Origin of the sequence: Amycolatopsis sp. lyj-90 (assembly GCF_046549035.1) — a bacterium.
Taxonomy (GTDB): Bacteria; Actinomycetota; Actinomycetes; order Mycobacteriales; family Pseudonocardiaceae; genus Amycolatopsis.
This window is the reverse complement of the sequence record NZ_JAJPWP010000003.1, coordinates 87,708-114,288: the sequence shown is the minus strand read 5'-3', so window position 1 is coordinate 114,288 and position 26,581 is coordinate 87,708. Positions and strand designations below refer to the sequence as shown.

The 26,581-nt window shown below is 69.1% G+C and carries 27 protein-coding genes and 2 riboswitches; of the genes, 15 read left to right on the top strand and 12 right to left on the bottom strand.

The window, feature by feature from the left end; all coding sequences use genetic code 11:
• Positions 1–29: 29 nt before the first annotated feature.
• Positions 30–2,219 (bottom strand): glycoside hydrolase family 15 protein, encoded by a 2,190-nt coding sequence (locus ACLJPX_RS11940; RefSeq protein WP_410600133.1) that lies wholly within the window; start codon positions 2,217–2,219, stop codon positions 30–32.
• 241 nt (positions 2,220–2,460) lie between these two features.
• Positions 2,461–2,591, top strand: a riboswitch (TPP riboswitch).
• Here ACLJPX_RS11940 and thiC point away from each other — a divergent pair.
• Entirely contained in the window at positions 2,585–4,228 is a 1,644-nt protein-coding gene (gene thiC / locus ACLJPX_RS11935; protein ID WP_410600132.1) for a phosphomethylpyrimidine synthase ThiC, read from the top strand. It overlaps the preceding riboswitch by 7 nt.
• A 34-nt stretch (positions 4,229–4,262) precedes the next feature.
• Positions 4,263–5,084: a bifunctional hydroxymethylpyrimidine kinase/phosphomethylpyrimidine kinase gene (gene thiD / locus ACLJPX_RS11930; RefSeq protein WP_410600131.1), complete on the top strand. Its 822-nt coding sequence runs from the start codon at positions 4,263–4,265 to the stop codon at positions 5,082–5,084.
• 63 nt (positions 5,085–5,147) lie between these two features.
• Here thiD (ACLJPX_RS11930) and ACLJPX_RS11925 read toward each other — a convergent pair whose 3' ends face one another.
• Both ACLJPX_RS11925 and ACLJPX_RS11920 read right to left on the bottom strand, forming a co-directional pair.
• Positions 5,148–6,665: an alkaline phosphatase family protein gene (locus ACLJPX_RS11925; RefSeq protein WP_410600130.1), complete on the bottom strand. Its 1,518-nt coding sequence runs from the start codon at positions 6,663–6,665 to the stop codon at positions 5,148–5,150.
• Positions 6,666–6,760: 95 nt separating this feature from the next.
• Entirely contained in the window at positions 6,761–7,159 is a 399-nt protein-coding gene (locus ACLJPX_RS11920) for a winged helix-turn-helix transcriptional regulator (protein WP_174720471.1), read from the bottom strand.
• Positions 7,160–7,248: 89 nt separating this feature from the next.
• On the opposite strand from ACLJPX_RS11920, the gene ACLJPX_RS11915 reads away from it, so the two are divergent.
• On the top strand, positions 7,249–8,172 hold the full coding sequence (locus tag ACLJPX_RS11915) for an NADP-dependent oxidoreductase (RefSeq protein ID WP_410600129.1): 924 nt from the start codon (positions 7,249–7,251) through the stop codon (positions 8,170–8,172).
• A 15-nt stretch (positions 8,173–8,187) separates the two neighbouring features.
• Here ACLJPX_RS11915 and ACLJPX_RS11910 read toward each other — a convergent pair whose 3' ends face one another.
• Positions 8,188–9,207, bottom strand: coding sequence for a phosphatidylinositol-specific phospholipase C domain-containing protein (locus tag ACLJPX_RS11910; RefSeq protein ID WP_410600128.1), 1,020 nt, complete (start codon positions 9,205–9,207; stop codon positions 8,188–8,190).
• 109 nt (positions 9,208–9,316) lie between these two features.
• On the opposite strand from ACLJPX_RS11910, the gene thiD (ACLJPX_RS11905) reads away from it, so the two are divergent.
• Both thiD (ACLJPX_RS11905) and ACLJPX_RS11900 read left to right on the top strand, forming a co-directional pair.
• Positions 9,317–10,147, top strand: coding sequence for a bifunctional hydroxymethylpyrimidine kinase/phosphomethylpyrimidine kinase (thiD, locus tag ACLJPX_RS11905; RefSeq protein ID WP_101610944.1), 831 nt, complete (start codon positions 9,317–9,319; stop codon positions 10,145–10,147).
• A 26-nt stretch (positions 10,148–10,173) separates the two neighbouring features.
• Complete coding sequence (locus tag ACLJPX_RS11900; protein ID WP_410600127.1) at positions 10,174–10,971, top strand: ion transporter; 798 nt, start codon at positions 10,174–10,176, stop codon at positions 10,969–10,971.
• On the opposite strand, the gene ACLJPX_RS11895 is transcribed toward ACLJPX_RS11900, so the two are convergent.
• The 4 genes from ACLJPX_RS11895 to thiO all read right to left on the bottom strand — a co-directional run bounded on the left by ACLJPX_RS11895 (position 10,949) and on the right by thiO (position 13,526).
• The gene (locus ACLJPX_RS11895) at positions 10,949–11,383 is read right to left on the bottom strand and encodes a MarR family winged helix-turn-helix transcriptional regulator (protein WP_410600126.1); all 435 of its coding nucleotides are present in this window, start codon (positions 11,381–11,383) and stop codon (positions 10,949–10,951) included. The two genes, ACLJPX_RS11900 and ACLJPX_RS11895, sit on opposite strands and share 23 nt — an antisense overlap.
• Before the next feature lie 100 nt (positions 11,384–11,483).
• Positions 11,484–12,242, bottom strand: a complete 759-nt coding sequence (locus tag ACLJPX_RS11890; RefSeq protein WP_410600733.1) for a thiazole synthase — start codon at positions 12,240–12,242, stop codon at positions 11,484–11,486.
• 10 nt (positions 12,243–12,252) lie between these two features.
• Complete coding sequence (gene thiS, locus ACLJPX_RS11885; RefSeq protein ID WP_410600732.1) at positions 12,253–12,453, bottom strand: sulfur carrier protein ThiS; 201 nt, start codon at positions 12,451–12,453, stop codon at positions 12,253–12,255.
• Positions 12,453–13,526: a glycine oxidase ThiO gene (gene thiO, locus ACLJPX_RS11880; RefSeq protein WP_410600125.1), complete on the bottom strand. Its 1,074-nt coding sequence runs from the start codon at positions 13,524–13,526 to the stop codon at positions 12,453–12,455. Before thiO ends, thiS begins: the two co-directional genes overlap by 1 nt.
• A riboswitch (TPP riboswitch) is annotated at positions 13,520–13,627 on the bottom strand. Its footprint overlaps the gene before it by 7 nt.
• A 30-nt stretch (positions 13,628–13,657) precedes the next feature.
• Here thiO and thiE point away from each other — a divergent pair.
• Positions 13,658–14,323, top strand: a complete 666-nt coding sequence (gene thiE / locus ACLJPX_RS11875; protein ID WP_410600124.1) for a thiamine phosphate synthase — start codon at positions 13,658–13,660, stop codon at positions 14,321–14,323.
• 86 nt (positions 14,324–14,409) lie between these two features.
• Here the strand turns inward: thiE and ACLJPX_RS11870 are convergent, their stop codons facing one another.
• Positions 14,410–15,120, bottom strand: a complete 711-nt coding sequence (locus tag ACLJPX_RS11870) for a hypothetical protein (RefSeq protein ID WP_410600123.1) — start codon at positions 15,118–15,120, stop codon at positions 14,410–14,412.
• Between the two features lie 150 nt (positions 15,121–15,270).
• Between ACLJPX_RS11870 and ACLJPX_RS11865 the strand changes: the two genes are divergently transcribed.
• Positions 15,271–16,209, top strand: a complete 939-nt coding sequence (locus tag ACLJPX_RS11865; protein WP_410600122.1) for a threonine/serine dehydratase — start codon at positions 15,271–15,273, stop codon at positions 16,207–16,209.
• Here ACLJPX_RS11865 and ACLJPX_RS11860 read toward each other — a convergent pair.
• A complete protein-coding gene (locus ACLJPX_RS11860; protein WP_410600121.1) occupies positions 16,206–17,720 on the bottom strand; it encodes an MFS transporter in 1,515 nt (504 codons plus the stop codon). The genes ACLJPX_RS11865 and ACLJPX_RS11860 overlap by 4 nt on opposite strands.
• A 170-nt stretch (positions 17,721–17,890) precedes the next feature.
• Positions 17,891–18,646: a GntR family transcriptional regulator gene (locus ACLJPX_RS11855; protein ID WP_101610953.1), complete on the bottom strand. Its 756-nt coding sequence runs from the start codon at positions 18,644–18,646 to the stop codon at positions 17,891–17,893.
• A gap of 140 nt (positions 18,647–18,786) precedes the next feature.
• On the opposite strand from ACLJPX_RS11855, the gene ACLJPX_RS11850 reads away from it, so the two are divergent.
• Both ACLJPX_RS11850 and ACLJPX_RS11845 read left to right on the top strand, forming a co-directional pair.
• Positions 18,787–19,830, top strand: coding sequence for an SIS domain-containing protein (locus ACLJPX_RS11850; protein ID WP_101613548.1), 1,044 nt, complete (start codon positions 18,787–18,789; stop codon positions 19,828–19,830).
• Positions 19,827–20,807, top strand: coding sequence for an N-acetylglucosamine kinase (locus ACLJPX_RS11845; protein ID WP_410600120.1), 981 nt, complete (start codon positions 19,827–19,829; stop codon positions 20,805–20,807). Before ACLJPX_RS11850 ends, ACLJPX_RS11845 begins: the two co-directional genes overlap by 4 nt.
• An 84-nt stretch (positions 20,808–20,891) precedes the next feature.
• Here ACLJPX_RS11845 and ACLJPX_RS11840 read toward each other — a convergent pair whose 3' ends face one another.
• Positions 20,892–21,596: a DUF3159 domain-containing protein gene (locus tag ACLJPX_RS11840; RefSeq protein ID WP_410600119.1), complete on the bottom strand. Its 705-nt coding sequence runs from the start codon at positions 21,594–21,596 to the stop codon at positions 20,892–20,894.
• 273 nt (positions 21,597–21,869) lie between these two features.
• On the opposite strand from ACLJPX_RS11840, the gene ACLJPX_RS11835 reads away from it, so the two are divergent.
• The 6 genes from ACLJPX_RS11835 (at position 21,870) to ACLJPX_RS11810 (ending at position 26,500) form a co-directional block, all read left to right on the top strand.
• Complete coding sequence (locus tag ACLJPX_RS11835) at positions 21,870–22,721, top strand: SGNH/GDSL hydrolase family protein (RefSeq protein ID WP_410600118.1); 852 nt, start codon at positions 21,870–21,872, stop codon at positions 22,719–22,721.
• 347 nt (positions 22,722–23,068) lie between these two features.
• A complete protein-coding gene (locus ACLJPX_RS11830; protein ID WP_410600117.1) occupies positions 23,069–23,791 on the top strand; it encodes a cell envelope biogenesis protein OmpA in 723 nt (240 codons plus the stop codon).
• 7 nt (positions 23,792–23,798) lie between these two features.
• Positions 23,799–24,239: a hypothetical protein gene (locus ACLJPX_RS11825; protein WP_410600116.1), complete on the top strand. Its 441-nt coding sequence runs from the start codon at positions 23,799–23,801 to the stop codon at positions 24,237–24,239.
• A gap of 91 nt (positions 24,240–24,330) precedes the next feature.
• On the top strand, positions 24,331–24,807 hold the full coding sequence (locus ACLJPX_RS11820; protein ID WP_101610959.1) for a DUF6932 family protein: 477 nt from the start codon (positions 24,331–24,333) through the stop codon (positions 24,805–24,807).
• Positions 24,804–25,688 (top strand): hypothetical protein, encoded by an 885-nt coding sequence (locus ACLJPX_RS11815; RefSeq protein WP_410600115.1) that lies wholly within the window; start codon positions 24,804–24,806, stop codon positions 25,686–25,688. The genes ACLJPX_RS11820 and ACLJPX_RS11815 overlap by 4 nt, the downstream gene beginning before the upstream one ends.
• Positions 25,689–25,849: 161 nt before the next feature.
• Complete coding sequence (locus tag ACLJPX_RS11810) at positions 25,850–26,500, top strand: DUF4190 domain-containing protein (protein WP_410600114.1); 651 nt, start codon at positions 25,850–25,852, stop codon at positions 26,498–26,500.
• Positions 26,501–26,581 lie beyond the last annotated feature (81 nt).

Sequence of the window (26,581 nt, the reverse complement as noted above, 5' to 3'; positions counted from 1 at the left end):
CGCCGGGCGCGATCAACAACAGAGCACGGTCAGCAACCCAGGAAGTGGCACCGCACCACGCGCGGCTGCTCGATCACCTTCCCGGCCTCCACCGACCAGGCGAGCCGGAGGTACTGGGCGTGCGTCCACGCCAACGGGGTCGCGGACGCCGTCGGCGTGCCCGCCGGGAAGCCCGTCTGCCCCGAAGGCGCGTTCTCGTCCCAGACCTGCTCCGGCATGGTGTCCCCGGAGCTGCTGACGCGCCCCAGGTCGCGAAGGCGCTTCGCGGCCGTACCCCGGTCACCGGCGGCGAGGTCGTACTCGCCGCGTTCACCCGCGAGCAGTGGCCAAAGCCGTCCCAACGTGGTCCGGCTTTCGGCCGGGAACGTGTAGTCCCAGGGTGAGCCGTCGGCCTTCTCGCCGTAGCCGTCCTTCGTGTACCGGTGCCAGAACTGACCCGTCGGGGTGGTGAACGCGATGTCGGCGTCGGTGACCTTGATGCTGTTCCGGATCACCGGATCGTCGGCCCGGTAGATGCCCAGCCTCACCAGTTCGAGAAAGCCCGCGTCGGTCACGGCACGCTGGTCCATCGTGACGCTGGAGTTGCCGAGGTTGTACTTCGTGCCGTTGTCCGCGTTGCCGTCCTTGGTCAGCCGGACGAAGTACGGGTCCTTCGACAGCGGGCCGTTCGTGGTCACCGTCCACCGGGCGAGTTTCGCCTTGAACGCGTCGGCGGTGTCGAGGTAGCGCTTCGCGTCGGCGGCGGCGCCGTTCGCCTTGGCGAGATCCGCCGCGCAGACCAGCCCGGCGATCACCGCGGCGATCGTCGAAGGCGAGTAGCCGTCCTGCTCCTCCCAGCGCTCCTGCTGGCTGTACGGCGAGGCGTGCCCGTTGTCCGCCTTGTAGGACACCAGGAATTCCGCCGCCTTGCGCACGCCCTGCCAGGTTTTGGCATCGGTGCGGCCGAGTTGCTGCGCGAGCACGATCGGCAGCGCGGTCTCGTCGAGCTGGATGGACGTCCAGTAAGGAGTGCCGTCGACGTGGCTGTTCTGCGGCATGTGCCCGTCCGGCAACTGCTGTGTGCCGAACATGTAGTCGACCGACCGGTTGGCGGCGTCGCGATCGCCGGCGGCGAGCAGGCCGGTCGCGATCTGGTAGAGGTCACGGGGCCAGACCAGGTGATAGGTGCCCGACGGCGACCACTCCGGGTCGTTGTTCCCGAATCGCCACGGCATGCTCGGCGACGCGATGAGCGCCCCCTGGTGGATCTTGTCCTCGCTCGCCGCGAGCATCAGCACGGACGCCTTGTAGAGGTCCCGTTCCTTCTTGGTCTTGAGGGACGACGGGACGTCCTTCACCTGGCGGAGGTACTGCTTCCAGCCGCGGTCGTACGCGCGGGCGGCGTCGGCGAATCCGCGCCGTAGCGAGGCTTTCGCGTTGGAGAGTGCCTCGGAGTCCTTCGCGCCCATGCCGAGCGAGAGCGTGAAGTCCCGCGAGCGGACACCATCGGCGGACGTCTGCCCGGTGAGCATCACGTTGCCCTTCGCCGCGCTCGCGTAATCCTTGAGCGTGAAGGACTTCGTCAGCTGGGTGATGCCGTCGGAGGAACCCGCGTAGCCCACGGAAGTGCGTGAGAACGCCGGTTCCGCGGTCAGCGCGGCCGCGGTCTTCGCGTCGGAAGCGACCGCGTTCGCCACGCCGGATCGCGCGGAGTCGTCGGAGCCTTCGTTGGTGAGATCGGGGTCCGCGACCGCGTACACCTGGTACGGGCGGCCGGTCAGCGAGACGAAGTCGACGTCGATCAGCACACTCGTGCGAGCCGGGTCGGTGACGTAGGTCTTGCGCACCTTCCAGCGGCGCTGGTCGTCGGTGATGGTCTGCTCGTAGGTGAGGCCGTCCGCGCCGGTGCGCCGCACCTGCTGCGACCTGGCCGAAGAATCGACGGTGGCGAAGCTCTTCCCGTCGGTGACAACGAGGTCCAGCGAGCGGACGCTCGGCGTGGACAGATCCGGGTAGTAGACCTCGGACATCCGGCCGCCCTGGAGGGTGAACCAGACGTTGCTCGCCCGATCACGGGCGGTGCCGAAGCCGGTCTTGTCCGCCGGGAGCCAGCTCGGATGGGCGCCGGGCGCTCCGGGCGCCTCACCGCCCTGTGTTTCACTGCCCTGGGCCTCGGCGACCGCTGGGACCAGGCCCGCGATCAGCACGCTTGCCAGTGCCGGGAGCACGAGTTTTCGCATAACCACCCCAGACTTCTGTAACGGTGCAGAACCTCAGGATTCTGTCGTGAATCCCGTGCGGGCACATGCTCCAAACCGGTGAACCGCTAACGCTGTCGACATGTCGATCACGCAAGTAGAGGACTGGTTGCGGCAGATGCACGCGCATGAACCGCAACCAGTCCTCTACTTGCGGCTTCGGAGTGACCGATCCCCCGGAGGGTTGATTGTCCGAGCCCCGGCGTGGCATGGTCGGGGTACAACCAAACAACGCGGGAGCTCGCGCCATGGCGGGCTGAGAGGGCGGCTGGTGTCTTTCTAGGGGACCCGGCGCCGCCGACCGCATGAACCTGACCGGGTAATGCCGGCGTAGGGAGTGAACGTCGTTGACGACGCTAGAGAACAAGTCTGCCATCACGCCGACCGTGACCACGGGGCCGATCACCGGTTCCCGCAAGGTCTACAACCAGACGGAATCCGGCCTCCGGGTCCCCGCCCGGCGGATCGACCTTTCCAACGGCGAGCATTTCGACGTTTACGACACTTCCGGCCCGTACACCGACGACGACGCGCAGATCGATGTCCACAGTGGACTGCACCGGCTGCGCGCCGGCTGGGCGGACGGCCGTGCGCACAACACCCAGCTGGGCTGGGCGAAACAGGGCGTCATCACCCGCGAGATGGAGTACGTCGCGGCACGCGAGCGCTGCTCGCCGGAATTCGTGCGGGACGAGGTCGCGCGCGGTCGCGCGGTGATCCCCGCCAACCGCAAGCACCCGGAGTCCGAGCCGATGATCATCGGCAAGAAGTTCCTGGTGAAGATCAACGCCAACATGGGAAACTCGGCCGTCTGGTCCTCTGTGGAGGAAGAGGTCGACAAGATGGTGTGGGCCACCCGCTGGGGCGCCGACACGATCATGGACCTCTCCACCGGCAAGCGGATCCACGAGACCCGCGAGTGGATCGTCCGCAACTCGCCGGTCCCGGTCGGCACCGTGCCGATCTACCAGGCACTGGAAAAGGTCGACGGAGAGCCGGAAAAACTGTCGTGGGAGATCTACCGCGACACGATCATCGAGCAGTGCGAACAGGGCGTCGACTACGTCACCGTGCACGCGGGCGTCCTGCTGCGCTACATCCCGCTGACCGCGCGCCGGGTCACCGGCATCGTCTCGCGCGGTGGCTCGATCATGGCGGCGTGGTGCCTCGCGCACCACAAGGAATCTTTCCTGTACACCAACTTCGCCGAGCTCTGCGAGATCCTGCGCGAGTACGACGTCACCTTCTCCCTCGGTGACGGCCTGCGCCCCGGCTCGATCGCGGACGCGAACGACCGCGCGCAGTTCGCCGAACTGGAGACACTGGGCGAGCTCACGCACATCGCCCGCGAGCACGACGTCCAGGTGATGATCGAGGGCCCCGGTCACGTGCCGATGCACAAGATCAAGGAGAACGTCGAACTCGAGGAGAAGCTGACCGGCGAGGCGCCGTTCTACACCCTCGGCCCGCTCGCGACCGACATCGCGCCGGCGTACGACCACATCACCTCGGCCATCGGCGCGGCGCAGATCGGCTGGTACGGCACGGCGATGCTCTGCTACGTCACGCCGAAGGAGCACCTGGGCCTGCCGAACCGCGACGACGTCAAGACCGGTGTGATCACCTACAAGATCGCCGCGCACGCCGCCGACCTCGCCAAGGGGCACCAGTACGCGCAGGAGTGGGACGACGAGCTTTCCAAGGCCCGCTTCGAATTCCGCTGGAACGACCAGTTCAACCTGTCGCTGGACCCGGACACCGCCCGCGCGTACCACGACGAGACGCTGCCCGCGGAACCGGCGAAGACGGCGCACTTCTGCTCGATGTGCGGGCCGAAGTTCTGCTCGATGCGCATCACCCAGGACGTCCGCAAGTACGCCGAGGAACACGGACTGTCCACTGTGGAAGCCATCGAAGCCGGCATGTCCGAGAAGTCGAACGAGTTCGCCGAGCAGGGCAACAAGGTCTACCTGCCGGTGGTCAATCAGTGACACACTCCGACGCACTCTCTCCCGCGGAGGCGTCATGAACACGGCACCCAGGACCGCCCTCACCATCGCCGGATCGGATTCCGGTGGCGGTGCGGGCATCCAGGCCGACCTGCGCACCTTCTTCGCCAACGGTGTGCACGGGATGGTCGCGCTCACCGCGGTCACCGTGCAGAACTCGCTGGGCGTGCAGGGTTTCAGCGAGATCCCGGTCGACGTCGTCACCGGCCAGATCAAGGCCGTCGCCGCCGACATGGGCGTCGACGCCGCCAAGACCGGGATGCTCGCGACGGCCGAGATCATCAACGCCGTCGCCAAAACGCTCGACGAGGTCCACATCGGACGGAACACTCCGACGCCGTTCGTCGTGGACCCGGTCGCCGCGTCGATGACCGGGCACGCGCTGCTGCGCGAGGAAGCGCTGGAGGCGATCCGTACCGAACTCTTCCCGCGCGCGACGCTGATCACCCCGAACCTCGACGAGGTGCGGCTGCTGACCGGCGTGCACGTGACCGGTCCGGCGACGCAGCGGGAAGCGGCGGAAGCGCTGCTGGAGTTCGGTTCGGAATGGGTGCTGGTGAAGGGCGGGCACCTCGACGCGGCTCAGGACTGCGTGGACCTGTTGTCCGACGGCACGTCTTGGGTCGAGCTGAGCGGGCCGCGGTTCGACACGCGGAACACGCACGGCGGCGGGGACACGATGGCCTCGGCGATCACTTCTTCGCTGGCGAAGGGTTCCGACGTGCCCACCGCGGTCGCCGAGGGGAAACGGTTCATCGAGCGTTGTGTGGCGGAGTCGTATCCGCTGGGGGCGGGCGTGGGTCCGGTTTCACCCTTTTGGCGGCTCAGCGACGCTTGAGGCGTGCTATGAAAGGCCCGTTACTTGCAAAATTTGCAAGTAACGGGCCTTTCATAGCGTCTTTTACCGGGCAAGCAGGCGAGGGGCGTCCACGGCCCAGTACCAGTTGTTGCCCGCCGCGTACAGGCGCCAGGTCAGCTTCACCGACCGAGCTCCCGCGGGCACCTTGACCGAGGCCGACGTCGGCACCGAAAGCACGTCCCCACCCTTGTTGGCCGTACCCGACTCCGGTCCGTACGCCAGCACGCTCTGCTCGGGACCACCGTCGAACGACGCCGTCAGCGCGCCCCGCTGCGTCCCGTCCTGCCGGTAGTGCGAGACGAACGACACGTCCACAGTGGACTTACCGGAAACGTCGAGCCCGGGCGAGACCAGGGAAGAATCGAAGGTGCCGCGCGAGGCGGGTGAGCCCTTGTCGTCCCACTCGTCCGGGTCGGCGACCGCGAAGACGCCGCGCGCCCGGGCGTTCGCCTCGCGCTGCTGGCCGGGAGCGGTGCGGGTCCAGAAGTCGTCGTTCGTGAAGGCCCAGCCCTGCCATTCCGCGACACCCACGGGCATTCCGGACGCGTTCCGCACGGTCCAGCCGCCCGGCGCGTCGTGCGTCCAGCCGAGCACTCCCGCCGGGACACCGGTTTCGTCCTGACGGGGCTTCAAGGAGGCCGTGTCGAAGACGTCGGAAGGCGCGGCGCCGAGCGGGTAGCCGTCGTAGATCGCCGGGGCCGCGGTACCCAGGTGCCGCAAGACGGTCGGCGCGATGTCGACGATCTTCGGTGCCACGGCGGGGGTTCCGGCCGGGACCGCGCCGCCCGCGGCGATCACGAACGTCATCCGCTCCTCGGGGCTGTCGCCGCCGTGACCGCCCGACGGCGTGTGGCCGTGGTCGGCGGAGATCATGATCAGCCAGTCCTCGCCGTCGCGGTTCGCGCGGGCGTCGACGGCGGTCAGCAGGCGGCCGATCAGCGCGTCGTCGGTGCGCAGGGAGGCTTCGTACTGCGGCGAGTCCGCGCCGTGCGCATGGCCCGCTTCATCCGTCTGTCCGAAGTAGACGAACGACGCGTCGGCCTTGTCCTGCTTGAGGTGTTTCTCCGCGTCGACGGCGACCTGCTCGTCCGTCTTCTCGTAACCGGCGCTGTCACCGTCGAGCACGAACTTGCGGTCCTGGCCGGTACGCAGGATCTTGTCGCCGATCGGCTTCCAGTCGACGGCCGCGTAGGTGTCGAGTGCCGGGTTCGCGGTTTCGGCACGGGCGAGCCAGCTCGGGTGCGAGGCGAGGTCGTTGCCGGTGAAGGAGTTGTCCTTCACCTTGTGTTTGTCCGGCCAGACGCCGGTGAGGATCGTGGACCAGCCGGGACCGCTGACCGTCGGCGCCATCCCGCTGCCGTACAGCGAGCTGCGCGAGGCGTACCCGCGCTTCACGAGCGCGTGGACGTTCGGGGTGTCGGCGGCCATCAGCTTGTCGAACCGGGCGCCGTCCAGGCCGATGACCAGCACCTTCGGCGTCTTGGCCGCGGCGGCCGCGACGCCGGTGGTCAGCCCGGCGACGGCCACCAGGGCCGACAAGAGGGAAAGCGTTCTGCGCACGAAAGCCTCCGAATAACTTGTTCGAACCAATTGTTCGTCAAGTTAGTGCGCCGAACTGTCCTCCCGATGAAGTCCGCGTGCCGCCGCGAAGGACTTCAGCCGACGGGCTCCATCACGCGCGAGTCGTAGGCCTTGCGGGATTCCAGGATCCCGTCGAAGTTGCCGACCGACCATTCGCTGACCGCCATCAGCAGGGTGCTCGCGCTCGAACCGCGTTCGGTCAGCGCGTACTCGACGGTCGGCGGCGTGGTCGGATACACCGTCCGGGTGACCAGGCCGTCGCGTTCGAGGGCACGCAGGTTCTGGGTCAGCATCTTCTGGCTGATCCCGCCGACGGCACGGCGCAGCTCACCGAACCGGTGCGGCCGCCGCGACAGCGCGCCGAGCACCAGCGCGGTCCACTTGTTGGCGAGCAGATCGAGGACGTCTCGGCACGGACAGTTCCGCAGGTAGATGTCCCACGGCGATTCCGGCACTTCACAGGTGGTTTCCATCAGGTACCTAGTTTACCTACAAGTGCCTTCTGGCGAGAAGTGACCAAGCGGCCGAAGATGGTGTCACAGGAACTACTAAGGAGCTTTCGATGCGCGTCGTGACCCAGCAGCGGCTTGGTGGCCCGGAAGTACTGGAGGTGACCGAGACCGGCCGTCCGGTGCCCGGCCCGACCGAGGTCCTCGTGCGGGTGCGGGCCGCGGGCATCAACCCGGTCGACTGGAAGACCCGGGCCTACGGCGTCTTCATGGGCGAGCCGCCGTTCGTCCTCGGCTGGGACGTGTCCGGGGTGGTGGAGGAGCTCGGCGTCGGCACGACGCACTTCACCGTCGGCGACGAGGTCCTCGGTTTCCCGTGGTTCCCCCGGCAGGCCGGTGGCTACGGCGAATACGTGACCGCGCCCGCCCGCCAGTTCGTGCGCAAACCCGCGAACCTCTCCCACGAGGACGCCGCCGGGCTGCCGCTCGCCGGCCTCACCGCGTGGCAGGGACTCGTGGACATCGCCGGCGTCCAGCCGGGACAGCGCGTGCTGATCGACGCCGCGGCGGGCGGGGTCGGGCACCTCGCCGTCCAGGTGGCGAAGGCGCGCGGCGCCTACGTCCTGGGCACGGCGAGCGCCGGAAAGCACGGCTTCCTCCGTGAACTCGGCGTCGACGAGCCGATCGACTACCACGACGAGACCGCGACGGCGTCCGATGTCGACGTCGTGTTCGGGCTGGTCGGCGAGCAGAGCGACCTGCGCTGGCTGGACGCGGTGAAGCCGGGTGGCCTGCTCATCGCGGTTCCGGGCGGCGTGAGCGAGGCCGTCGCCGCGAAGGCCGAGAAGCTGGGCGTGCGGACGTCGGGGATGCTTGCCGAACCCGATCAGCTCGGCCTGCTGGCGCTGACCGAACTGATCGAGAAGGGCGAACTGCGCGTCCACGTCGAGCAGACCTTCCCGCTGGAGGACGTCGCCAAGGCCCACGAAGTCGGCGAAGGCGGCCGAGTCACCGGAAAGCTCGTCCTGACGGTGTAAGTCAAGCGCGTGGGCCTAGCCGCGCGACAGCACCGCCGGCAGGACGGTGGTCAGCCCCGTCCAGTCCGAGGTGAGCACCGACGCGTGGTTCTTCGCCAGCAGAGCCGCCCGTTCGCTCGCCTGCGCCACGGTGGGGTTACGGGAGTCGATGGCCGGCGCGACGTTGTGCGCGTCGGTCATCACCACGTAGTAGTGGTTGTCGTCGTACCAACCCGGCCCGGTCTGCGTCAGGAACGCGTTCGCGTCGCCGTCGAACACCACGAACCACGGCCGCAGCCCGGCGTCGGCGTACTTCGTCCGCGGATCACCCGGCGCCGCGCCGTGCACCGCCGGGAAGATCTGCGCCTCGCCGACCCGGCCGGCGTCCTTCAGAGACCGCAGATAGCGCGCGTATTCGACATCGGTCTTGAGCGTGTCCGTCGGATTGCCCTCCTCGACCGTGCCGGGGATGACCTCGATGATCACCTTGCCCCGTAACGCGTCCAGCGACGGCCAATTGTCCGCTTTGGCCGCGTCGTCGAGCGTCGCGTGCCCGCCGAGCAGATCCGCCGGGCGGAAGACCGCATTGCCGAGATGCCCCCGGATGGACGCGTCGAGTTCGTCCGGGCCGAGGCCGCGGTTGTCCGCGAACCCGGTCTTCATCTCCAGTTTGAGCGTGAGCGGCTTGCTGTCCGGATGCGCGCCCAGCCAGACGCGGATGTCGTCGAGGCAGTGTTCGAGGTTCTTGTTCTTCCCGCCGGTGTACAGCTGCGACGGCGTACTCGCCGCGACGCAGTTGTTGTTGTTCCCCAACGGGTTCGAGTGACTGACCTTCCATTCGCGGGTGATGATGTTCGGCCAGACGTCCAGTTCGACCAGCGAGGTGCCCGCGTCCAGCGACCTCGCGAGGTAGTCGTAAGCGCCGGTTTCGTAGGTGTTGTGGACACCGACGGTGGTCACGTGGGAGACCTTGGCGGCGTCCGCGTTCGCGATCGCTCCGGACAGCGAAGCCGCCACGATCACGCCGATCAGGGACACGGTGGGGACGAGTTTCATTCGGGCCCTTTCGCACGCGGGGAGTGCAATGGCTCACACACTGTGCCACCGTGGTGGACGGTGGCCGAACCGGTGTTGAACCAAAAGGACCAGTCGGGAAAATGAACCCATGAGCGAGAACCCCAGCCCGCCGTCGGCGCTGACCATCGCCGGTTCCGACTCCGGCGGCGCCGCCGGTCTGCAGGCGGACCTGCGCACGTTCCTCACCTGCGGCGTACACGGCCTGGTCGCGGTGACCGCCGTGACCGTCCAGAACACCCTCGGCGTGCACGACCGGACCGACATCCCGGCGGGGATCGTCGCCGGGCAGATCGAGGCCGTCGCGGCCGACATGGGCGTCAACGCGGCCAAGACCGGGATGCTGGCATCGGCCGAGATCATCAACGCCGTCGCCGCCGCCTGTGACAAGGCCGAAATCGGCCGCGACCGGAAGGTGCCGTTCGTGGTCGACCCGGTCGCGGCGTCGATGCACGGGCATCCGCTGTTCGACGAGGACGGCCTGGTGGCGCTGCGCGACGAGCTCCTGCCGCGCGCGACGGTCCTCACGCCGAACCTCGACGAGGTCCGGCTGCTGACCGGGATGACCGTGACCACCCGCGAACAGATGCACCAGGCCGCCGTCGTCCTGCACCGGCTCGGCCCGAAGTACGTGCTCGTGAAGAGCGGTCACCTCGTGTCCGACCCGGAATGCGTCGACGTGCTCTTCGACGGTTCCACCTTCGTCGAGCTGCCGGGCGAGCGGTTCGCGACGCAGCACACGCACGGCGCCGGGGACACCATGGCGTCGGCGCTGACGGCCGGGCTCGCGAAGGGCATGTCCGTCGTGGAGGCCGCCCGCTACGGCAAGTGGTTCGTCTCACACGCGGTCGAAAACGCCTACCCCATGGGCGCGAAGGTCGGTCCGGTTTCGGCGTTTTGGCGGCTTGCGCCGGAGCACTGAGAACACGGCCGGTTACGATCTGTGCCGTGACCGGACGCGAGCGGGTCGCCAAGGTCGTCGAGGCCCGCGGCTTTCAGAACTTCATCATCGCGGTGATCGTCTTCAACGCCGTCACCCTCGGCCTGGAGACCTCCACGAGAATGCTCGCGGAGTACGGGTCTCTGCTGCACACGGTCGACTACGTCGCGCTCACGATCTTCGTGCTCGAACTCTGCGCGAAGTTCTACGCCTACCGCGCGAAGTTCTTCCGCGACCCGTGGAACATCTTCGACCTGCTCGTCGTCGGCATCGCGGTGATCCCCACGACCGGCCCGTTCGCGGTCCTGCGGGCGTTGCGGGTCCTGCGGGTGCTGCGGCTGATCTCGGTCGTGCCGTCGATGCGGAAGGTCGTCACCGGCCTGCTCGCGGCGATCCCCGGCATGGCGTCGATCGCCGCGCTGCTCGCGCTGATCATCTTCGTCGCGGGTGTGATGGCGACCAAGCTCTTCGGGGCCATCTCGCCGGAGAACTTCGGCGACCTCGGCACCTCGCTGTTCACCCTGTTCCAGGTGATGACCGGCGAGGCATGGCCGGACATCGCCAAGGAGATCATGAAGGAAGCACCCATGGCCTGGGTGTTCTTCGTGGTCTACATCCTCGTGTCCAGCTTCGCGGTGCTGAACCTCTTCATCGCCGTCGTGGTCAGCGGGATGGAGGACGAGCTTCGTCAGGACATCCGCGAAGAAGAAGCGAAGCAGGCCGAAACCCAGGCCCTGGCGAACAAGGAGATCCTCGACGAGCTCCGGGCTCTTCGCGCCGAGGTCAGCGCTCTTCGTCGGCGATAAGCGCTTCGAGGGCGGGCAGAGCCACCGCGAGCGCCGCCTGATGCTCCGGGGTCAGCCGCTCGAGGCGCTTGCCCAGCTCGTTCACCCTCGTCGACCGGACGCCGGAAACCAGCCTCTCGCCCTCTTCGGTGGCCTCGGCGAGCCAGGCCCGCCTGTCGATCGGGTCCGATTCACGGCTGACGTAGCCCGCTTCGACCAGTGAAGCGACGATCCGCGACATGGTGGCCGCGGCGACGCCTTCCTTCGCCGCGAGATCCCCCAGCCGGAGCTGGCCGTAGTGCACGAGCGTCGCGAGCGCCGAGATGGCGCCGTGGCCTGGTCCGGGCACGCCCGCCTGGCGCAGTGACCGGGACAACCTGCCCACCGCCAGGAACAATCTGCCCGAAACATCCTGGACCGCTGACGTGGTCACCACTGGCTCCTCTGGGTACACGGCGGCGGGTGCGCCGCCGGAGAGTGCCGTCAACCATACGGGCTCTCCGTGCAGGGTCGCCGTGAACCGTACAAAAGGGTTATCGGGGCGGGCTCGACGCGTGTGCCCAGAACCGCTGGGGAATCCGCCCCGCGCCCGCGGCCAGCCATCCGGCGGTGACCGCGAAGCGCATCGCCGACGCCATCCGCTCCGGATCGGCCGCCCTGGTCACGGCGGTGGAGAGCAGGACGGCGTCGCAGCCGAGCTCCATCGCCAGCGTCGCGTCGGAGGCCGTGCCGATCCCGGCGTCGAGGATCACCGGGACCCCCGCGCGCGACACGATCAGCTCGATGTTGTGCGGGTTCCGGATACCGAGACCGGTGCCGATCGGCGCGCCCAGCGGCATCACGGCCGCGCAGCCCGCCTCCTCCAGCCGCAGCGCCAGCACCGGGTCGTCGTTGGTGTACGCGAGCACGGTGAAGCCGTCCGCGGTGAGCCGCTCCGCCGCTTCGAGGGTCTCGAACGGGTCCGGAAGCAGCGTGCGGTCGTCGGCGTGGACTTCCAGCTTGACGAGGTCGGTCTCGAGCGCTTCGCGCGCCAGCTGGGCGGTGAGGATCGCTTCGGCCGCCGTCCGGCAGCCGGCGGTGTTGGGCAGCAGGCGGATACCGAGCCGCCGGAGCAGTTCGAGGACGCCGGAGCCGCCCTCGGCGTCCGCCTTGCGCATCGCGACGGTGGTCAGTTCCGTGCCGGACGCCACCAGCGCGCGTTCCACCACGGCGAGGTTCGCCGCGCCGCCGGTGCCGATGATCAGCCGCGACGAGAGCTTGTGCTCGCCGATGACGAGGTGGTCGCCGTCCATGCCGGACATTTCAGCCTCCTTGGACCGCGGTGAGGATGTCGACGCTGGCGCCCTTGCGCACCACGGCTTCCGGCCATTCGCCGCGCCGGACGACCACGCCGTCCACCGCGACGGCGACGCCTTGTGCCGCCGTGCCGAGCGCCTCGAGCACGCCTTCGACGGTGGTTCCGTCGGGGAACTCGCGCCACTGGCCGTTGACCTGGATCTCCATCACACCCGCTCCTCGCTCCGCCGCGACGGCGTCGCCGCCGTGACCTCTTCCGGCAACGGCCCGCCGTCCAGCCAGGCCACCGCGGCGTCCGCGGTGAGCGGGGCCATCAGCAGACCGTTGCGATGGTGACCTGTCGCGGCGAAGACACCTTCGCCCAGCTCACCGATGAAAGGCATGGTGTCGACGCTGGCCGCGCGCAATCCGGCGGCGGTCTCGACGAGTTCGTATTCGGTGATGCCCGGGAAGACGCGCTCCGCGCCTTCGAGCAGCTCGCGAACGCCCCGGACGGTGACGGTCTCGTCGAAACCGGCCTCGTACTGGGTCGCGCCGAGGACGAGCTGGCCGTCTTCACGCGGGACGAGGTAGATCGGGCGGCCCTCGACCATCGCGCGGACGGTCCTCACCGGTGGCGGCAGGCAGCCCCGGCGCGGCCGCAGGCGGAGGATTTCGCCCTTCAGCGGGCGGACCGCGTCGGCGAGTGCCGGGTGGAGACGTCCGGTCCAGGCGCCCGCGGCGAGGACGACGTCGCCTTCGAGGCGTTCGAGATCGGTGACAGTCTCTTCGCGGAACGCGACCTCGTGCTTGTCGCAAGCGTGTTTGAGCGCCAGCAGCAGTCTTCTGTTGTCCACGGCCAGATCCCCGGGCACCAGCAGTCCACTTCGGACAGTTGCGGCGAGACAGGGTTCGACCCGGCGGGCTTCGCGGCCGGTCAGTCTCTCGACCTCGCGGCCGAGTTCGGTGAGGTACGCGGCGAGCATTTCGAGGTTGCCCGCGTCGGCGCCATCGAGCGCGACGACGAGCGTGCCGTGCGGCGAAAGCCCCGGGTCTGCGCCCTCTTCGGCCAGGTCACGGGCGAAATCCGGCCAGCGCCGCAGTGACGCTTCGCCGAGGGTGAGGACGTCCTCCTCGCCGGGCCATGCCTCGGTGACCGGCGCGAGCATGCCGCCCGCGAGCCACGACGCGCCGCGACCGGGCTCGGGGTCGTACACGGTGACGCGATGACCGCGCGCGGCCGCGCGCCAAGCGACGGACAGGCCGATGACCCCGCCGCCGACAACCGAAAGTTCCTTCATGGACGCACGCTCCCTGCGCCGGCATGACCCGGATCAGGTTCCACGGTCGGAGCGGTTTCGGCTCCCTCTCAGCCCGTCCTCGGGCTCCCGTGCGGACCACCCCACCGTAGCGCGCGGGTACCGTCGCCGCCATGCCCACCCTGTCTGATCCGCGGATCCGCGCACGGCTCGCGAACGCCCGCCTGTACCTCTGCACCGACGCCCGGTCCGGCCGCGGCGATCTCGCCGAATTCGCCGACGCGGCACTGGCGGGCGGGGTCGACATCATCCAGCTGAGGGACAAGACCGGCGGTGCCCCGATCGAGGCGAAACACGAGATCGCGGCGCTGGAAGTGCTCGCGGAGGCGTGCGAGAGGCACGGCAAGCTGCTGGCGGTGAACGACCGCGCGGACGTCGCGCTCGCCGTCGGCGCGCACGTGCTGCATCTGGGCCAGGACGACATCCCGGTGCAGCTGGCCCGCGAGATCGTCGGCGACGACGTGGTGATCGGCCGCTCCACCCATTCGGCCGAACAGGCCAAGGCCGCGGCCGAGGAGCCGGGCGTGGACTACTTCTGCACCGGCCCGTGCTGGCCGACGCCGACGAAGCCCGGCCGCTCCGCTCCGGGGCTCGACCTGGTGCGCGCCACGGCGGCTTTCGGGACGCCGCGGCCGTGGTTCGCGATCGGCGGGATCGACGCCGTCCGGCTGCCCGAGGTGCTGGACGCGGGGGCGTCGCGGATCGTCGTCGTCCGGGCGATCACCGAGGCCGAAGACCCCGAAGCGGCCGCTCGCACCCTCCGGTCCTCCCTCGCCTGACCCCTCTACCACCGCAAGCAGTCCTCTAGTTGCGGTAGTTGGCGGTGCGAACTACCGCAACTAGAGGACGAAACGCGGGAGAGGGATCAGGGCGCGGGGGTGCCGGAGGCGGGAGCGGACGGCGTGGTCGGGGGCGCCTGGGAAGTCGACGGCGTCGTGGACGGCGTCGTCGGAGGGGCCTGAGTGGTCGTGGGCGCCGTCGGCGTCGACGACGGGGTCGGCGTGGTCGACGGCGTGTTCTCGGGCCGGTTGTCCTGGGTTTCGGAAGGGGACGTCGCGGGCGGGGTGTCGTGCTTGTCCTGCCGCTCCTGCGCCTGCCCGCCGCCGATGATCTTCCCTATGGTCGTCCCGGTCCCGCCGCCGAAGGTCTTCCCGGTCGCGCCTTCGAAGCCGGTGATCGCGACGAGCGCCACCACGAACGCCACCACACTGACCCCGGCGATCACCGCCCAGCGCGGTTTGAACTTCCGCTCGGAGGACTCTTCCTCCTCCGCCGGGGTGAGCCGGACGGTCTCCTGCTCCGACGGGTCGAGCACGCGGCGCCGTCCCGGCACGGTCAGCACCACTCGCGCCTTCAGCGCCGCGTCCTTGGTGCGTTGCAGCGAACGCAGGTACAGCTCGCCGCCGAGCGTCGTGATGACACTCGCCAGCCCGGCGCCGGCGACCGTGCCCGCCACACCGAGCGTGGAACCCAGTAACGCCGCGGTGATCGCGGCCATCGCGGCCGCCGTCACCTGGACGATCCTCCCCTGCTTTTCCGTCTTTTCGGTTTCCTTCTCTGAAGTCTCCTTGGTCATGATCCCGTTCTGCAGCTAGTCGATCCTCACCCGGTCCTAACGAATAAGGCGCATGGGATGCTCCGTTCGTTGTCCACACGTGAGGAGCGCCACGCCGTCTGTCCAAAAAGGACTGTCCAGAGTTCACGATTCCTTGACATAATCAGGCATATGGAATTGGTCTCAATCGAGGAAATCCGTGACGCGGCCAGCCGGATCAAGGGCGCCGCGGTACGCACACCGTTGCTGGAACAGACGTGGGCGCCGTTGTGGCTCAAGCCGGAAAGCCTGCAGCGGATCGGCGCTTTCAAGGTTCGTGGCGCGTACAATGCGATCGCCGCGCTCGACGAAGATCAGCGCGCCCGCGGGGTCGTCGCGTTCTCCAGTGGCAACCACGCGCAAGCGGTCGCCTACTCGGCGAAACGGTTCGGGATTCCCGCGGTGATCATCGTTCCGGACGTCGCCCCGCGCGCGAAGGTCGAAGCCACCAAGGCGCTGGGCGCCGAAGTCATCGAGGTCCCGATCGACCGCCAGCAGTCCTCGGCGCTCGCCGTCGCCGAAGAACGGGACCTCACCCTGATCCCGCCGTTCGACCACCGCGACGTCATCGCCGGCCAGGGCACCGTCGGCCTGGAGATCGCCGAAGACCTGCCGGGCGCCGAAGTCGTCCTCGTCCCGCTCAGCGGTGGCGGGCTGGCCTCGGGCGTCGGCACGGCGATCAAGGCGCTGCTCCCCGGCGCGAAGGTCATCGGCGTCGAGCCCGAACTCGCGGCCGACACCGCCGAGGGCCTGCGCGCGGGCAGGCGGATCGAATGGCCGATGGACCTGCGGGCGAGGACCATCGCCGACGGCCTGCGCGCCCAGCCGTCGGACCTGACCTTCGCCCACCTCCAGGCGGTGCTCGACGACGTCGTCACCGTTTCCGAGGAGGAGATCCGGGAGGCCGTCCGGACGCTGGCGCACCGCGCCCGCCTGATCGCCGAGCCGAGCGGTGCCACCGCGACCGCCGCGTACCTGTTCCACCGTGACGCGTTGCCGCCGGGGAAGACCGTGTCGGTGGTTTCGGGCGGCAACCTGGACCCGGCGACGCTGGCCGAACTCCTGGCTTAGGGCGCCGAGTGCCCGGCGGGACGGACGTGTGTCGGCGGTGAGTCCACGCCGCAATGGAGACATTCGCCGGGATGCGGCGACTCGGCGGTGTCCTCGGCGGCCTCGGACGGCGTGTCGAGGACACCGTTGTGGATGCCGAGCGCGATCAGCCCGCCGCCGATCGCCAGCGCCGCGCACACCAGCAGCGCCGTCCGCCAGCCCGCGGTCAGCGCCACCGGATCGGTGTAGGCGGCGCCGGACAGCCCGGCGACGGCGGGCAGCACGGCGATCGCGAGCAGGCCGCCGGAGCGGGCGATGGCGTTGTTGACCCCGGAGGCCACGCCCGCGTACCGGTCCGGCGCGGCGGCCAGCACGGTCGCGGTCACCGGCGCGACGACCGTCGCCAGCCCGGCGCCGAACACGACGACGGCGGGCAGCACCGACCCGAGATACGAAGACCCCGGCTCCACGCGCATCAGCAGGAGCATGCCCACGCCGACCAGGATCGGGCCGACGACCAGTTGCGCGCGCGGCCCGATCCGCTGCGCCAGCGCGCCGGACCGGCCGGAGAACAACAGCATGATGACGGTGATCGGCAGTCCGGCGAGCCCGGCCGCGGTCGGCGAATAGCCCAGCGACACCTGCAGTTGCATGACCATCAACATCATCACGCCGCCGAGTGCCGCGTAGACGACGAAGGTCAGCGCGTTGGCGAGGCTGAACGTCCGGTCGCGGAACAGCTTCGGCGGCACCAGCGGGTCGGCCGAGCGGTGCTGGATCACCAGGAACGCGCCCAGCCCCGCGACCCCGAGCACGATGGCCACCAGGACGACGACGTCCCCGATGCCGCGTCCGGGTGCCTCGACCAGCGCGCCGGTCAGCCCGGCGAGGCCGATCGCGCCGACGGCGGCCGCGGTGAAGTCCGGATGCCCGGTCGCCTCCTCGTCGCGGGACTCGGGCACGTAGCGCCGGGCGAGCAGGACGCAGACGACGGCCAGCGGCAGGTTGATCAGGAACGCCAGCCGCCACGACCACACCTGCACCAGCACGCCGCCGAGCAGCGGGCCGATCGCCGCGGCGATCCCGCCGAGCCCGGACCACGCGCCGATCGCGCGGGCCCGGTCGTCGTGGGCGAAGGACGCTTGGAGGATGGCGAGGGAGCCGGGCGTGAGCAAAGCTCCCCCGATCCCTTGGAGGACGCGCGTCGCGACGAGCATCTCGGTCGTCGTCGCGGCGGCGCACAGCCCGGACGCGATCCCGAACCAGACGACGCCGACGATGAACATCCGGCGGCGGCCGTAGCGGTCGCCGAGCGAACCGGCGACGAGGATCAGCGCGGCGAGTGCGAGCAGGTAGCCGTCGAGGATCCACTGCAGGCCCGCGACGGACGCTTCGAGTTCTTCGCCGATCCTCGGCAACGCGACGTTGATGATCGTCCCGTCGAGCATCGCCATGCCCGAGCCCACGATGGTCGTCGCGAGCACTCCGCGAGCCACCGGCGTCCCCCAGCGAATCCCCACCCCGTCAGTCATGGAACGACTGAATCACGCCCCCAGCCCCCAAGCCACAGCGGAAACGCAAAGTGTCTGACACGTCAGAGATTCAGCGACCGAACGACCGAAACCGGCGGACCCTGACTACTCGAAGCGCGTCAGCGCGACGAGGAGTCCGCACAGGCGCGCCCCAAGCAACTCAGCGCGCCTCAGGGCAACAGCGTGGTGACGAATTTGTAACGGTCGCCCCGGTAAATCGCCCTCGCGAACTCGACCGGTTTTCCGTCGGTGGCGAAAGAATGCCTCGAAAGGAGCAACATCGGCATTCCGACATCGGCGCCCAGCATCTCCGCTTCGTGCGGTCCGGCGAGCGCGGTCTCGATCGTTTCCTCGGCCCTTTCCAGCTCGACGCCGTAATGCTCCCTCAGCACGGCGTACAGCGAACCACCTGCGGAAACGTGTTTGCGCAAACCGCGGAACCTGCCGAGCGGGAGATGCGTGGTCTCCAGCGCCATTGGCTGCGAATCGGCCAGCCGGAGACGGCGAAGACGAAGGATTTTCGCGCCGACGCGGATTCCCAGCAGTTTCGCCAGATCCGCTTCCACCGGCAGTTCGTCGATCTCCAGCAGCTTCGACGACGGCTTGAGGCCCTGCTTCTGCATGTCCTCGGTGTAGGACGACAACTGCAGCCGTTGCGCGAGTTTCGGCTCGGCGGCGAAGGTGCCCTTGCCCTGGACGCGGTGGAGCCTGCCCTCGGCGGTCAGGTCGGCGAGCGCCTGCCGGACCGTGGTGCGCGAAACGGTGAATTCCCCCGCCAGTGCCCGTTCCGTCGGAATCGGCGAGCCCGGCGGCAACGCGTCGAGCAGATCGAGCAGATGCTGTTTCAGCGCCCAGTACTTGGGTTCGCGCTGCCCGCGCATCCCTGCCGTAGCGCCCGCCTCACTCGCGGTGGTTGTCTCCAACATGACCGACTCCCTAAGCCTTCCCACTCAAACGCGCACCTGCCCCGCTAGGAAACGTACCCTTCACCACAAACGTCCATTCGGGCTAGCATTGGTCTAGACCTACTCGGGGGACGAAGTACGTCCCGGTGGAAGGGAACGAGATGACCGAACAGCGCCCCGGCGAGCACATGGCCGCGGAGATCTCCCAGCAACCCGCCATTCTGGCAGGAATCGTGGAGCGACAGGCCGAAATCGCCGAGGTGGCCGAAGCCATCTCCCAGCGCCCGCCCAGGTTCGCACTGCTCGCCGCCCGCGGCTCCAGTGACCACGCCGCCCTGTATGCGAAGTACCTGATCGAAGTACTCCTCGGTCTCCCCTGCGGTCTCGTCTCGCCCTCCACCGCGACTTTGTACGGCGCCCGTCCCGATCTGCGGGACGTTCTCTTCATCACAGTAAGCCAAAGCGGTGGTTCGCCGGATCTCATCGAGGTCACCGAAACCGCGCGTCGCCAGGGAGCGCTGACAGTCTCGGTCACCAACACCCCGGAGTCGCCGCTGCGTGCCGCCGCCGAACTCGGCGTCGACATCGGCGCGGGGCTGGAAAAGGCCGTGGCCGCCACGAAGACTTACTCGGCGACCTTGCTCTCCCTTTACCTGCTGATCGACGCGGTCCGCGGCGGCAAGGGCGAGGACGCGGCGAAGCTGGGCGAACTCGCGCAGCAGACCCTCGACAGCGCCGACGAAGGCGTTCAGCGCGCGGTGGACCGCTACCGCTTCGTCGACCGGGTGCTCACCACCGGCCGCGGCTACTCCTACGCCTCGGCGCTGGAGGGTTCCTTGAAATTGGCGGAAACCAGTTACCTCGCGGCCCGCGCGTACAGCGGCGCGGACCTGTTGCACGGTCCGGTCGCCGCGGTCGACGGCGAGACCGCGGTGCTCGCCGTGACGAGTCAGGGACACGGCGTGGGCGCGATGCAGGAGGTCCTCCAGGCCGTCGGCAAGCGTGGCGCGGACGTGCTCGCGGTCGGCTCGGCTTCCGCCGACGTCCCCGCGGCGCTGCGGATCGGGGTCGCCCCGTCCGCCGAAGAGGTCGCGCCGATCCTGGAGATCCTGCCCATCCAGCGGATCGCGCTCGGCCTTTCGCTGGCGCGCGGCGGTGACCCGGACAGCCCCCGCGGGCTGCTCAAGGTGACCAAGACCCGGTGACCCATGTCGTAGGGGTGGACGCCGGGGGCACGTCGACGCGAGCGATCGCGGTCGATGCCTCCGGCGTCGTTCTCGGCACCGGGCGCGCGGGCGGGGCGAATCCCAACTCCCATCCGCCCGCCGAAGCCGCGGCGCGGATCGCGAGCGCGATCACCGGCGCGCTGGGCGCGCTGGACCCGGCCGCGACGGCGGCGTGCGTCGTCGGCATGGCCGGGGTCAGCAAGCTGAGCGATCCGTCGATCGCGGAGATCTTCGCGACCGCGTGGAAGGACGCGGGGATCAGTCCTGTGCGGACGGTCCCCGACGTCGAGGTCGCCTACGCGTCGGCCACTTCCGCGCCGGACGGTTCGGTGCTCGTCGCGGGCACCGGGTCGATCGCCGGGCGGATCCGCGGCAGGCGCATGGTTTCCACCGTCGGCGGCTACGGCTGGTTGCTCGGTGACGAAGGTTCGGCGTACTGGCTCGGCCGCGAAGCCGTTCGCTCCACTTTGGATGTTCTGGGCCGCGGCGGCGAACCCGGCCCGCTCGCGCGCGCCGTCCTCACCGAGGCGCTCGGACCGTCCGCAGTGGACGCGTTCGACCCCGAAGCCCGGACGGCGCTGTGGCGCGCGCTCATCACGAGCGCGAACTCCGAAGCGCCGATCCGGCTCGCCAGGTTCGCCCCGTTGGTCAGCGAGGCCGACCGCGGCGGCGACCCGGTGGCGGACGGGATCACCACCCGCGCGGCCGCCTTACTGGTGACGAATGTCATGACCACGCGAGAACCCGGCGAAACCACGCCGGTCGTCCTCGTGGGCAGTGTGCTGTCACCGGAGGGCCCCGTCGGGGCGAAGGTCCGCGCCGAACTCACCGGCTTCGAAGTTCTGACCAGCACCGACGGTGTCCTCGGGGCAGCGTGGCTCGCCGCCGTCGAGGCGTACGGGGAAGGGGCGCCGCGACCGGCGCGGACAGCGGAAAACACCAAAAAAGAGCCCTAAAAGACCAAACCATCGACTCCGGGCCCGAACTCCGGGTACCGTAGGACCCGGCCCCCGGACCCTCCCCCCTCGCCGGGGGCCGCCTTATGTCCTGGGTAGCCCGTCGGGCTCGGAGCCGGAGGGGTTCTTTCCCGCCGCACCCGCGTCGCCGTCGTCCTCCACGACCCGCAGACCAGGGTGTTCCGGCGGCAGTGTCCGGTAGAGCACCCAGCCGCTCACGGCGACCGTCACCGCGACCAGCGGCCAGGACAGCACCGTCCGCGCGATGCCGAGCGCGACCACCTGCCCGCTCCACCACAGCGAGCCGTACACGACGACTCGCAGCGTGTACTGCAGGAAGACCCACACCCAGCTCGCCCGCGAATACGCGCGCAGCAGTTCGGGATCACGGCGCCAGCGGGTCTTCTGGCCGATGACGAGCCCGACCACGACGCCGAGCAACGGCCACCGGATCACGATGCTGGCCGCCCACAGCAGTGCGCTGGCCACATTGGACAGCAGCTGGATGAGGAAGAAGTCTTCGGCGCGGCCGGTGTGCAGGGCGATCAGCGCGGCGGCGATCACCGCGGCGAGACTCACCACGACGGCGCGGGCCTTGTCACCGCGTGTGACCCGGTACGCACCGAGCAGCACCGCCACCCCGATGGCGACTCCGGCGCCCCAGGCGATCGACTGGCCCGCGATCAGCCAGCCGACGACGAAGGCCGCCGGCGGGATACTCGCGTCGATGGCGCCACGCCGCCCGCCGAGGATCTGGGCGAGCGACTCGCGCGGGGGTCGGTAGGTCACCCTTACAGCCTGCCGGATCCATGACCCCGGACACCCGGGCGGGGAGATGTTCGCCACACACCCTGTCCGTTTCACACCCACTTGAGGGGAATCTGCGCAGCCCAGGAGTGTACATCCCAGTAATGGAGATGCATGGACGTCCGACAAAATAAGAGACTGTGTCAACGGGCTGAACCACCGGTTTCGCTCAGGTGGGATTGCAGGGGCGCTCTCAGCTGTTAGTTGTGGTGTACAAGTACCAACCGGGGGCACACGGACGGAAGGGGACCCAACGTGTACGGATTCGACAGCTATGTGGCGATCGGTGACAGCTTCACCGAAGGACTCAACGACGATCTGCCCGACGGCACCTTCAGGGGCTGGGCGGACAGGCTCGCGGAGATCCTGGCCGAAGGCAGGCCCGATTTCCAGTACGCGAACCTCGCCCTCCGCGGGAAGATGCTCGACGAGATCCTCGAAGAACAGTTGCCGATCGCCCTCGCGGTGAAGCCCGACCTGGTCACCCTGTGCGCGGGCGGCAACGACATCATCGTGCCCGGCGCGGACGTGGACGCCGTCGCCGCGCGGCTGGAGGCGGGGGTCGCCAAGCTGCGCGAGGCCGGGATCCCGGTGCTCATCTTCAACGGGCCGGACACCAAGTACCTGTCCGTCATGCACGTCCTGCGCGGCAAGGTCGGCATCTACAACGCCCATCTGTGGGCGATCGCCGACCGCCACGGCGCGAAGATGGTCGACATGTGGGCGATGGGCCCGCTGCACGACCGCCGCGCCTGGAGCGACGACAGGCTGCACTTCACCCCCGAGGCCCACCGGCGGATCGCGCTGCGCGCGGCCGAGGTCCTCGGCGTCCCGGTCGCCGACGACTGGCGCGAGCCGTGGCCGGCGTCCGAGCAGCCGAGTACCTGGATCACTTCGCGCCGCTCCGACCTCGAGTGGACGAAGGCGCACCTGCTGCCGTGGATCCGGCGTCAGCTCAAGGGCGAGTCCATGGGCGACGGCCTGTCCCCGAAGCGCCCCGAACTCGCGCCGCTGCTCCCGCTGGAGCAGATCGAGTCCGCGGGCGTCTCCCTCCCGACCGAACAGCAGCTGCGGGCGGCGCGGGAGATCCACCACCACGCGAGTTGAACCCCTTCCCCAAGTACGTGATGGCCCCCTTCCTTGCGCTAGACGCAAGGAAGGGGGCCATCACGTACTTCAAAGCGACCAGGGCACTGGTCGGACCGATCGATGTCACTCAACAGGGTTATGTCCCGGCCCGCCGGTGACCCCACGCCGGAGGTGGCGCGCCGAGCAGGCACCGCGCCCCGGCTACGCACCCGACACCGCAGGCCAGGGACACGCGCCACCGGTCGAAGCCGATCAACCGCAAGCGGGTGACACCCCGCGGATTCACCCTAACGGCCGCCTGACGCTGCGCCGGACGTTGTAAAACCCGGCTCGCTAACCGGCCGGACCCGGCTTACAGTCCCTTCATGCCCGGTACACGCTGGAGCCGCTTGCTGCCTACAGCGCTGCTGGTCACGCTCGCCTTGACGGCGATTTCCGTCTGGTCGGCCTCGGATGACATCGAGGCCGAGCTTTCGGCGCGCGCGAAAGACGCGCTCGCCGATGTCGGTGTCTCCGGCGGTCAGGTGAGTTTCTCGGGCCGCGACGCGAGCCTCGCCGGTTTCCCGCCGGACAAGGCCGCGCAGGCGATGGACGCCATCCAGCGGATCGACGGGGTCCGCACGGTCGAGATCTCCGGCGACACCGCCCCGCCCGCCGGCCCGGTGACCACCAGCGGCGAGCCACCGAGCCCGTCGCCCGCTCCGTCGAGCCCGCCGTCCAGCCCGGCACCGACGTCGGCCAAGCCGACGGACAAGGCCGGGTTCCAGGCCGAGATCGACCGCCTGCTGGCGGCCACCCCCATCACGTTCGAGCCGGACACCACCGAACTGACCGCGGACGGCGAGCGCGGCGCGCTCGAGATCGCGAAGCTGCTCACGGACGCGCCCGCCGGGGTTCGGTTCCGGATCACCGGGCAGGTCGCGACCGGTTCGGACAGGAAGCTCTCGATGAGCCGGGCACTGACGGTGGAGCGGCTGCTGGAGCGCAACGGGGTCAAACGCGACCAGGCGTACTCCACCCAACGCAGGACCTCCGACGGCGCGAACGGCGAGGGCCGCCGCGTCGACATCACGGCAGAACAGAGGTGATGGCTGAATGCTCTGGCTCTTCGGACAGATCTGGCTCTGGCTGCTCATCTCCTTCGCCCTCGGCTGCGGCGCCACCTGGCTGATGATGCGCGGCGAACGACGTGAGCGCCCGGTTCCCGAACCGGCGGCCCGCGAGCCCGAACGCGCCACCGGGCTCCAGGCCGTGCCCGACCCCGAGCCCGTGCCCGAGCTGCTGTCGACCGAACAGACGCAGTTCATCCCGCCCGCGCGGATCCAGGGCGACGACGAGCCGTACGACCAGGAGGCGGAAGGTCACCGCGAAGGGCAGCTGACTCCGGAACCGGTGCGGGCCTACCGCCCGAAGGAACCGGAACCGGCGGGCCGGAACGGCGACCGCGGCCGCGAACCCGAACCGGTCTGGCCGAGCGACGAGGACTGGCCGCCCGCCGGACGCGCGCCCGAACACCGGCCGGGGCAGGGCGGCTGACACTCGCCTGGTAAATTCGGCTACGCACTGTGAGCGTGACGCCGGGTACGTTTCTTCGATCGGGAGCTCCGGCACACGAAGGAGGCTCCGATTGGCGCTCCCGTATTGGACGCCGCACAACCTGCTGCCTCCGGGCCGCCACCCCGCCGATCTGGCCGACGTCTACGAACGGCTGGTCTTCGACGCACCGCACCAGAACGACCGTGAAATCCTGTTCAGCGCGCTGAACAGTTATCTGGGGGTCGCCCGGCGGATCATGCCGACCGGCCGCGCGTGGATCGGCGGAGATCTGACCGCCAGGACCCCGCACGCGCCGCTCGGGCTCGACGTCGTGCTGATCCCCGACGAATGGGGCGCGCTCAAACGGCTCGACGACACGGGCCGCTCGGCGCTCTACGGGCTGCTGACGTTGCGGGGGGTCATCGTCGGCCAGCCCGCCATGTATCTCGACCAGGTCCAGCCCGTCGGCGGCATGCTCGACGGCTTCCTCTGCCGCCCCGGCGACGAGGAGATCTGGGAAGAAGTGTGGGCATCGGGTGGCAGGGGAATTCCGGAAGTGATCTGGTGAGGAACGAATTCCGGCGTATCGCCGACGAGATCCCCGGCGGCACCTGGCTCGACGACCTCGCCCGCGCGTCGGCGATGGCCGCGTACGCGAAGTTCGAGCGGACATCCCGCTCGCCGCTGCTTCGCGTGTCCGTGATCGGCGAGTCGCATCTCGACGCGTACACCTTCTCCGACATCAGCCGCGCGCTGCAGGACGCGACGGCGAAGATCGGGCACATCATCCGCAACCCGTCGGGTGAGGTGACCATCGTCCAGCCCGCGGACCGGGAAAAGGCCCCGCTGATCCAGCGCGGCCAGGCGGGCAACGCGATCTTCTTCGGCTTCCCCGAGCCGGCGCTCGAAGACGCGCTCATCCACGACGGGATCGAGTCCCTGTCCGAGCGCGCGGTCAAGGAACTGTGCGACTTCCTGCCCGCCAACGGCTCCGACGACGGCGCGCTGGACGCGGTGCTGCTGCAGCGCGACACCGTCCGCAACGCGGTCAGCGACATCGTCAACGCGGTCAGCAAGCACGCCGGGATCGGCATGGCGCTGACCCCGACCGCGGGCGACGAACTGACCCGCAGCATGACCACCGAGCAGGCGAGGATCCTGTCCGGGAGCCTGCGTGAGTCGCGGGAGGCCGTCGGCTACGAGACGGTCAGCGGCAGGCTGGACGGGGTCCGCACCCGGCGCCGGATCTTCTATCTCGAACGCGAGTCGGGCGGCACGATCCAGGGCGCCGTCGCGCCGGATCTGCTCGACGAGATCAAGGAGAACCTGGACCGGCCGGTCACCGCGCGGCTGCGCGTCGTGCGCACGACGACCATCGACGGCCGCCGCGGCCGCCCGGTGCACGAACTGCTGGAGATCACCCCGGAAGTCAGTCTGTTCGATCAGTGATCGGGTTTCCGACATTCGGCGATGCCACAATTCTCGTCAGAAAATATCGATAATCGCATGATCATCGTTCAATAATGACTTTTTCCGGCAGGTAACAATTTCGGCCATTGCCCCGAACGATGGGTTAACGTCTTCGGACGGAAGCCTCCGAAAGGGCACGTATGCCGACCGATCCACCTCTCCCGCACCCGCCCGCCACCCGCTACGGCCCGGGGTTCGCCACGCACGGGACCCGGCACCGAAAGCCCAAGAACGGCCTGGTCATCGCCGGTTTCCTGGTCGGACTCGCGGCACTCGTGGTCGCCTTCGTCCCGGTCGCCGGGGTCGCCGCCTGGCCGCTCGCCGTAGTCGGAATGATTCTTTCCGTAATCGGTTTGACCAAAATCAAGAAGGGCGAAGCGGACAAGAAGGGAATGGGCGTCGCGGGGCTCGCGCTTTCCCTCGCCGGTTTGCTGGCCGCGACCGGGTTACTGGTCTACACCAACTTCTTTGCTACTGGTCAGTCGGGACTGCACATCCCGGCGGTCTCCGCGGACAAGAACACCGTCGAGTTCGTCGTCAGCGCGTCCGGCGGCGCGACCGTCCGGTTCGGCGCGCTCAACGACCAGCGGACCGAAACGACCCCGGCCAGTACCGACGAATGGCGCGGTACGGCGTCCTTCAACTCGGGCGACTACATGCTCACGGTCACCGCGGACACCCGGAACTCGTCGGTCAGCAACCAGATCGCCTGCACGATCCTCGTGAACGGCAAGAAGGTGGCGGAGAACAAGGGCCAGACCATCGCCCTGTGCACCGCGAGCACCGGCTGATCTCCGCGTTCAGTCCTCTGGATGCGGTACTTGCACGCGCAACCACCGCATCCAGAGGACTGAACGCGGGAAGGCCGCCTG

Bases quoted from the DNA above. Each gene is read 5' to 3' on its own strand.
- ACLJPX_RS11940 (WP_410600133.1), bottom strand. From the start codon at position 2,219: ATGCGAAAACTCGTGCTCCCGGCACTGGCAAGCGTGCTGATCGCGGGC.
- thiD (WP_410600131.1), top strand. From the start codon at position 4,263: ATGAACACGGCACCCAGGACCGCCCTCACCATCGCCGGATCGGATTCC.
- ACLJPX_RS11920 (WP_174720471.1), bottom strand. From the start codon at position 7,159: ATGGAAACCACCTGTGAAGTGCCGGAATCGCCGTGGGACATCTACCTG.
- ACLJPX_RS11915 (WP_410600129.1), top strand. From the start codon at position 7,249: ATGCGCGTCGTGACCCAGCAGCGGCTTGGTGGCCCGGAAGTACTGGAG.
- ACLJPX_RS11910 (WP_410600128.1), bottom strand. From the start codon at position 9,207: ATGAAACTCGTCCCCACCGTGTCCCTGATCGGCGTGATCGTGGCGGCT.
- thiD (WP_101610944.1), top strand. From the start codon at position 9,317: ATGAGCGAGAACCCCAGCCCGCCGTCGGCGCTGACCATCGCCGGTTCC.
- ACLJPX_RS11890 (WP_410600733.1), bottom strand. From the start codon at position 12,242: ATGGACGGCGACCACCTCGTCATCGGCGAGCACAAGCTCTCGTCGCGG.
- thiS (WP_410600732.1), bottom strand. From the start codon at position 12,453: ATGGAGATCCAGGTCAACGGCCAGTGGCGCGAGTTCCCCGACGGAACC.
- thiO (WP_410600125.1), bottom strand. From the start codon at position 13,526: ATGAAGGAACTTTCGGTTGTCGGCGGCGGGGTCATCGGCCTGTCCGTC.
- thiE (WP_410600124.1), top strand. From the start codon at position 13,658: ATGCCCACCCTGTCTGATCCGCGGATCCGCGCACGGCTCGCGAACGCC.
- ACLJPX_RS11870 (WP_410600123.1), bottom strand. From the start codon at position 15,120: ATGACCAAGGAGACTTCAGAGAAGGAAACCGAAAAGACGGAAAAGCAG.
- ACLJPX_RS11865 (WP_410600122.1), top strand. From the start codon at position 15,271: ATGGAATTGGTCTCAATCGAGGAAATCCGTGACGCGGCCAGCCGGATC.
- ACLJPX_RS11860 (WP_410600121.1), bottom strand. From the start codon at position 17,720: ATGACTGACGGGGTGGGGATTCGCTGGGGGACGCCGGTGGCTCGCGGA.
- ACLJPX_RS11855 (WP_101610953.1), bottom strand. From the start codon at position 18,646: ATGTTGGAGACAACCACCGCGAGTGAGGCGGGCGCTACGGCAGGGATG.
- ACLJPX_RS11850 (WP_101613548.1), top strand. From the start codon at position 18,787: ATGACCGAACAGCGCCCCGGCGAGCACATGGCCGCGGAGATCTCCCAG.
- ACLJPX_RS11830 (WP_410600117.1), top strand. From the start codon at position 23,069: ATGCCCGGTACACGCTGGAGCCGCTTGCTGCCTACAGCGCTGCTGGTC.
- ACLJPX_RS11825 (WP_410600116.1), top strand. From the start codon at position 23,799: ATGCTCTGGCTCTTCGGACAGATCTGGCTCTGGCTGCTCATCTCCTTC.
- ACLJPX_RS11810 (WP_410600114.1), top strand. From the start codon at position 25,850: ATGCCGACCGATCCACCTCTCCCGCACCCGCCCGCCACCCGCTACGGC.